The 7,372-nt window shown below is 51.2% G+C and carries 7 protein-coding genes; 6 read left to right on the forward strand and 1 reads right to left on the reverse strand.

Annotated features, from left to right (window positions below):
- From ABD07_RS14820 to ABD07_RS14230, 6 genes are all read left to right on the forward strand, one after another.
- Positions 1 to 190: hypothetical protein (locus ABD07_RS14820; RefSeq protein WP_205010703.1), on the forward strand; the 190-nt coding region annotated here is incomplete at its 5' end.
- Between the two features lie 289 nt (positions 191 to 479).
- On the forward strand, positions 480 to 1,994 hold the full coding sequence (locus tag ABD07_RS14210; protein ID WP_160818837.1) for a M48 family metalloprotease: 1,515 nt from the start codon (positions 480 to 482) through the stop codon (positions 1,992 to 1,994).
- Positions 1,995 to 2,069: 75 nt separating this feature from the next.
- Positions 2,070 to 3,215 (forward strand): efflux RND transporter periplasmic adaptor subunit, encoded by a 1,146-nt coding sequence (locus ABD07_RS14215; protein WP_160818838.1) that lies wholly within the window; start codon positions 2,070 to 2,072, stop codon positions 3,213 to 3,215.
- On the forward strand, positions 3,215 to 4,000 hold the full coding sequence (locus ABD07_RS14220; protein ID WP_275689507.1) for an ABC transporter ATP-binding protein: 786 nt from the start codon (positions 3,215 to 3,217) through the stop codon (positions 3,998 to 4,000). The genes ABD07_RS14215 and ABD07_RS14220 overlap by 1 nt, the downstream gene beginning before the upstream one ends.
- Complete coding sequence (locus ABD07_RS14225; RefSeq protein WP_160818839.1) at positions 3,997 to 5,220, forward strand: ABC transporter permease; 1,224 nt, start codon at positions 3,997 to 3,999, stop codon at positions 5,218 to 5,220. The genes ABD07_RS14220 and ABD07_RS14225 overlap by 4 nt, the downstream gene beginning before the upstream one ends.
- A gap of 137 nt (positions 5,221 to 5,357) precedes the next feature.
- Entirely contained in the window at positions 5,358 to 5,975 is a 618-nt protein-coding gene (locus ABD07_RS14230) for an exopolysaccharide biosynthesis protein (RefSeq protein ID WP_108697101.1), read from the forward strand.
- Positions 5,976 to 5,987: 12 nt separating this feature from the next.
- Here ABD07_RS14230 and rimO read toward each other — a convergent pair whose 3' ends face one another.
- Positions 5,988 to 7,283, reverse strand: a complete 1,296-nt coding sequence (rimO, locus tag ABD07_RS14235; RefSeq protein ID WP_160818841.1) for a 30S ribosomal protein S12 methylthiotransferase RimO — start codon at positions 7,281 to 7,283, stop codon at positions 5,988 to 5,990.
- Positions 7,284 to 7,372: the final 89 nt, after the last annotated feature.

Raw genomic sequence — 7,372 nt, forward strand, 5'->3', positions numbered from 1 at the left:
ATCCCCAGAATCTTCATCATGTCTGCAGTCCTCTTGCGCTGTGCAAGACTTAATGATTGAGCTTTCTGGCCAAAAAATCGCGTTCTACCGTCAATTGCCCGATGACGCGATGCAAATCATCCATAGTGCTTGTTTCTGCCTTTCCAGCACTTTGATCTTTGGAAAATACTTCTGCTGCTTGTTCAATTAATTGTTGCTTCCAGTTGTTGATTTGCGTTTCTTACTCATCTCATCGCTCCTTCTAGCACAATGTCAGAGCTTAACTGCTTTTACAGTTTTTGGGGGCCACTTCAGATATCATTAACCACATTGCTCAGAAAAGAATCCTTGGCGTATCATTAAACCCCGCACAGACTGGAATTGGCAACACTTTCCGCTTGGATGTCTTTCACAATCAATGAAAAAGAAACCAAAGCATAACCAATCAATCCAATGCGAAAATCACCGGCTCCGGTAAAAATTTTCTGCTCGCTTTAACCATGAAATTAATCTGTTCGATCATCGCATTATCCCTGCTATTCCCGGCGAACACTTTTGCGCATGAGTTACCTAATCTCGGCGATGTGTCGCAAGTGACTGTGACGCCGTATCAGGAGCGGCAGATCGGGTTGAAAATCATGCGGCAGATTCGCGCCGATCCGAGCTATATGGATGATCCGGAAATTGCCAGTTATCTCAGCAATCTCGGCCACAGGCTGATCGCCAATTCCGACGAAGCCGATGCGGATCAGTCGTTTGAATTCTTTGCGGTGGAAAATCCGTCGATTAATGCGTTTGCGTTACCGGGCGGATTCATGGGGTTCAATAGCGGATTGATCGTCGCGGCGCAAAGTGAATCCGAGCTGGCTGCGGTGATGTCGCATGAAATTGCGCATGTGACGCAGAAACATTTGGCGCGCATGATCGCTTCGCAGAAATACGATCTGGTGAAATCGATAGCGGCGCTGGCCGTGGCGATTCTGGCTTCCCGCGCAAATAACCCGCAAGCAAGCCAGGCTGTGCTGGTGGCTTCGCAGGCCAGCATGATTCAATCAAAACTGGATTTTACCCGCAAGCATGAAAAGGAAGCCGACCGGATCGGTTTAAGTATCTTGTTGGATGCAGGATTCGATCCGCAGGGCATGACGACTTTCTTCGAACGCTTGCAAAAATCCGGACGGTTTCATGAAAACGGCGCGCCCTCGTATCTGCGCACCCACCCGATCACGTACGAACGGATCGCGGATATTCAGAACCGCACACGCGAAATGCCGTACCGTCAAGCCCCCGATAGCATGGATTTCTTGCTAGTACGGGCTAAGCTGCGTGCGTACCAAGGGAAACCGCACGATGCGGTGGTGCAGTTTAAAACCCGTTTGGATGAGAAACGCTACACCAATGAGGCGGTTGAACGCTTCGGTTATATTCATGCGTTGCTGCGCCATAAAAAACATAAGCAAGCAGACAGCGAGCTGACGCATTTATACGAGTTGCTGCATGGCAATTCCCAATCCGCCGCTTTGACCGATCATCCGCTGGGAAAAACCGTGCGTGTCGAGCAAAAGTACATTATTGCCGGCGCCATGATAGAAACACTGTCGGCCAGTGTGAAACTGGCCAATGGCAAAACCGCCGAGGCGTACAACACCTATACCACCGCGCTGAAGGTTTATCCGCAATACCGCGCGCTGATTCACGGCTACGCCGATGCGCTCATCAAAAACAAACAAATCGGCACGGCGCTGGAGTTTATCGGCAAACAACTGCAATTGATACAAACCGACCCGAAGCTCTACAGCCTGCAAGCGCAGTGTTATGCGTTGTCAGGTGATAAAATGCTCGAGCACCGCGCATTGGCGGAAGCATATTTTCTCAAAGGCCACTATGTGGCTGCGGCGGACCAATTACAAACTGCGTTGCAGAACGACAATGGCAATTTTTACCAGCTCTCCAGTATCGAGGCGCGCCTTAAACAGGTCAGAACCTTGATAGCCGAAGAAGAAAAAGAAAAATAAATGCAAGGAACAGTTTTTCAGCCTGCAATAACGCTATCATTGAATCCCTTTGATCATTATTAAAAGTATCGTGGCATGCGCACTCTCAGCACCCGGAAAATTCTCTTCGCCATCATCGTGATTACTGTCGCGGCCGCGTATTGGTACAGCGGCGGCAAAAAAGAATCGAAGACCGGCCAATATAAAACCCGGGTTGTTGAACGTGGCGACATTGTGCAAACCATTTCCGCCAATGGCACGCTAACACCGGTCGTTCTAGTCAACGTTGGCACGCAGGTTTCAGGCACGGTGGCCAAATTACACGCGGACTATAACGATCACGTGGAAATAGGCCAAGTGCTAGCCGAGCTCGATCCTGCATTGCTACGCGCGCAATTGCAGCAATCCAAGGCCAATTTGTTCAGCGCGCAAACCGCGGCAAAAATCGCTGACAGCAAATTGAAGCGCCAGCGCTTGTTGAAAGAAAAGGAATTCATTTCACCGGAAGCGCTGGAAATCGCCGAACAAGAAGCGGAAGCCGCACGCGCCCAAGTTGCCATCAGCAAAGCGCAAGTCGACCGCGATCAGGCCAACCTGAATTACAGCGTGATCCGCTCGCCCATTTCCGGCGTGGTGATCGCCCGGGATGTCGATATCGGGCAAACCGTGGCAGCAAATTTCCAGACACCGACGTTGTTTCAAATCGCCAAAGATCTGCGGCAAATGCAGGTGAATATCAGCGTTGCGGAAGCCGACATCGGCCAATTGCATATCGATCAACTCATTAACTTCACCGTCGATGCGTTTCAACAGCGTAAATTTGTCGGTAAAGTCAAACAAATCCGGCTCAATCCCACCATTCAGGAAAACGTCGTCACGTATAACGTGGTCGCCATGGTCGATAACGACGATGGTGCGTTACTGCCCGGCATGACGGCCAACATTAATTTCATTGTCATGCAGAAAAATGATGTATTGCGCGTACCGAATGCGGCATTGCGCTATCAACCCAAGGATCTGGAATCCAACGAAGGCAGTAAAGCAACCCGGCCGGGTAATCGGCCGACGCTGTATCTTCTCGCGCAAGATCAATCAACACCGGTCAATGTCACGACTGGAATTTCCGACGGTAATTTCACCGAAATCATCGACGGTGATATTAAAGCGGGCGATAAAGTGATTATCAGCGAAGTGGTCGATAAGAAAGAATCGGAAAGTAAATTTAAGCTCAGAGTATTCTGATGGCCTCGATGCAAGCCGTTCATAACGCCAATCCGTTGATTCAAATCGAGGATCTTTGCAAGAGCTATAACCTGCAAGGCGCCAATGGTGAAACCATTACCAATCAAGTGCTGTTCAGTATCAACCTGACGATCAACCCAGGTGAGTTTGTCGCCATCATGGGGCACTCCGGTTCCGGTAAATCGACACTGATGAATATCCTGGGCTGTCTCGATACACCGACCAGCGGATCGTATTGGCTGGCGGGAAAAAATGTGGCGGCAATGTCCGGCGATGAGTTGGCGCATATCCGTAATCAAAGCATCGGCTTCGTATTTCAGGGTTTTAATTTGCTCAAACGCATGACGGCGCTGGATAATGTCGCGACACCGCTGCTTTACGCCGGTATCGGCCGCTCCCAAAGCCGTAAGCGTGCATTGGAACTGCTGCGCCGCACCGGTTTGGAAAGCTTTGCCATGCATCAACCGAACCAGCTCTCCGGTGGTCAGCAGCAGCGGGTTGCCATCAGCCGCGCTTTAATCAATGAGCCGCCGCTGATACTGGCCGATGAACCTACCGGTAATCTGGATACCCAAACCAGCCGTGAAATCATGCTTTTGTTTGAGCAACTGAATCGCGATCAAGGCATCACCATTGTCTTGGTTACGCATGAAGACGATATCGCGACTTATGCGAAACGCCTCATTCGCTTGAAAGATGGGCATATCATTGTGGATAAGCGCAATGAGGCGAGCGAAACCGCCCTCAATCAAGCCGCTGACGGTAATTCTCTAATCACACAATGAATCTCTTCACGATTATCGGCGAAGCGCTACGCGCCCTGCGGCAAAACCGCCTGCGCACCGGCCTGACCATGCTCGGTATGATCATCGGTGTTGCCGCCGTGGTTCTGATGTTATCCATTGGCCAGGGTGCTCGCACCAAGATCAATGAAACCATCGCGGCGATGGGCAGTAATTTGTTTCTCGTCGTGCCCGGCGCCACATCATCCGGCGGATTCAGCTTTGGCAGCGGCAGCGTCAGAACCCTGACCATCAACGATGCGTATGCGGTGGCCGAATTACCGTCCATCAGCGCAACTGCGCCGGTTACGACCGGCACCGTACAGCTTAATTATGCGGCGAAGAACTGGAGCACCATCATCACCGGCACCACGCCCAATTATTTCTCGGTGGGCAACTGGAAAATCGAATCCGGCGCGATTTTTACCGAATCCGATCTGCGTTCGGCGGCGCGTGTGGTGGTTCTGGGATCCGTCACCGCTAAGAACTTATTTGGCGACGAAGATCCGGTTGGCAAAACCATCCGCATTACCAATCGGCCCTTCCTGGTCGTGGGTGTGCTGATGGCCAAAGGGCAAAGCCTGACCGGACGCGATCAGGATGACAACGTTTTAATTCCCATTACCACCAGCGAGCGGCAAATCACCGGCAATCAATTTCCCGGCTCGATCCGCTACATGATGGTGCAAGGAAAATCGGCGGGCGATATGGACATCGCCGAAATTGAAATCACGCAATTGCTGCGCCAGCGCCACCGCATCGCCAAAGGCAAGGAAAACGATTTCACTGTCCGCAACCTGACCGCGATTGCCGATGTCGCAACCGATGCCGCCAAAGTGATGTCCATCGTATTGGGCGCTATTGCGTCGGTTTCCTTATTGGTCGGCGGCATCGGCATCATGAATATCATGCTGGTATCGGTCACCGAGCGCACGCGGGAAATCGGCATCCGCATGGCCATCGGCGCGAATCAGCGCGCGATTCTGACACAGTTTCTGCTCGAAGCGATGATGATCTGCATCATGGGCGGTGTGATCGGTTTGGTAGTGGGTATTGGCGGCGCATGGGTGGTCAGCCGGGTTGCCGATATGTTGATCGTGATCACGATCGGCATGGTGGGATTGGCTTTCTTATTTTCTTCGGCAGTCGGAATATTTTTTGGCTTTTATCCGGCCAAGAAAGCCGCCTCACTTAAACCGGTCGATGCCTTGCGCTACGAGTGATCCAATGCGTCAATCCGGAGATATTGTTGCGATTACACCACAGAATCTTTTGCTAACTTGGCTTTCTAATGCAGAGTATTAGTCTATTTATTGTTTACCCGATACTATGGGTAACAATCTGACAGCGGGAGTCACTTATGACAGTCAAAGAAAAAGAGCGCCCTACTTCTGAATTCCTGGCTATTGCCGTCGTTGAAAATAAAAACGAGCTGATATCCGTCGGCGAAATCAAGTCTGCTTTACATGAGCGCGGATTCGGCATTTTGATGGCGATCGCCGCGGTGCCGATCTGTCTTCCGATTCCCGTCCCGCCCGGTTATACCACGGTTTTTTCAATTCCGTTATTCATATTCTCGACGCAAATGATTCTGGGCATGCGAGCTCCTTGGTTGCCGGTCTGGCTGGAAGGGAAACACATCAAACGCGCCACGCTCGAGAGAATCCTGACCAAGGCAAATCCCTGGTTGAAGAAAATCGAGCATCGCATGCAGCCGCGCATTACTTATATCAGTGTGCCCACCTGGGAAAGGATTATCGGTTTCTTTTCGTTTGTTTTTGCTTTGGCGATTGCATTGCCCATACCGCTGATCAATTTCTCGCCGGGCTGGGGAATATTGGTGATGTCTCTGGGATTGCTCAACAAAGATGGTGTAACCATATTGATTGGCATGATCATCGGCATCATCGGCATCGGGATTGCCATGATTATTCTGGTCATGCTGTGGATGGGAATGTCGTTACCGTCGTTTTATTGACACAAACCGCAATCAATCCGATGCGACGGCAAACAGATCATGCGCATCGGAATCGGTTATTTCAACTGCGATAAAATCGCCCGGTTGCACGTCACCGGCCTGATCCACATACACCAGCCCGTCAATTTCCGGCGCATCGGCGCTGCTGCGCGCAATGACTTGGCCATCGATCAATTCATCCACCATCACGGTCATTTCCCGCCCGACTTTTGCGGCCAGACGTTGACGGCTAATTTCTTCCTGTAATTCCATAAAGCGTCTGCGGCGGTCTTCCTTAATTTCTTCCGGCACGGCATCCGGCAACTGATTGGCCGCAGCGCCTTCCACTGCGGAATAAGCGAAACACCCGACGCGATCCAATTGCGCTTCTTGCAGAAAAGCCAATAATTCTTCAAATTCGGCTTCGGTCTCTCCCGGAAAACCGACGATGAACGTGCTGCGTAATGTGATTTCCGGACACACTTGACGCCATTGCTGAATTCTTGCCAAATTGTTCTCGGCATTGGCCGGGCGTTTCATCGCTTTTAAAATGCGCGGACTGGCATGCTGCAGCGGCACGTCCAGATAAGGCAAGATACTGCCTTGCGCCATCAATGGAATGACTTCATCGACATGCGGATATGGATAAACATAGTGCAAACGCACCCAAACACCCAATGTACCCAATGCTTGCGCCAATTCGGTCAGTCGCGTTTTAACCGGCCGGCCCTGCCAGAAACCGCTGCGGTACTTGACGTCAACACCATACGCACTGGTGTCCTGGGAGATGATCAATAACTCTTTAACTCCGGCATTCACCAGATGTTCGGCTTCCTGCATCACTTCATGGATCGGGCGGCTGACCAAATCGCCGCGCATCGAAGGAATGATACAAAACGTGCAACGATGGTTGCAGCCTTCCGATATTTTTACATACGCATAATGCCGTGGCGTCAACCGGATTCCCTGTGGCGGTATCAAGCTGGTATAAGGGTCATGCGGTTGCGGTAAATGAGTATGAATGGCCGACATCACTTCCGGCAACGCGTGCGGCCCGGTGACCGCCAACACTTGCGGATGTGCTTTCTTGACGACATCGCCGCCCTCTTTAGCGCCCAAGCAGCCCGTTACAATAACTTTACCGTTCTCGGCCAACGCTTCGCCGATGGCATCCAGTGATTCTTCCACGGCGCTATCGATAAACCCGCAAGTATTCACAACCACCAGATCGGCATCGTTATACGACGGTGAAATCTCATAACCTTCGGCGCGCAGCTGGGTCAGGATTTGTTCGGAGTCCACCAGCGCTTTCGGACAACCCAATGAAATAAAGTGTAAGAATTTCTAGCGTTGTTTACAGTATTCAGGAGAATACTGTAGATGAACATACACAAACGTACCCGATTGACCTTGTTGGA

Origin of the sequence: Nitrosomonas oligotropha (assembly GCF_009833085.1) — a bacterium.
Lineage (GTDB): Bacteria > Pseudomonadota > Gammaproteobacteria > Burkholderiales > Nitrosomonadaceae > Nitrosomonas > Nitrosomonas oligotropha.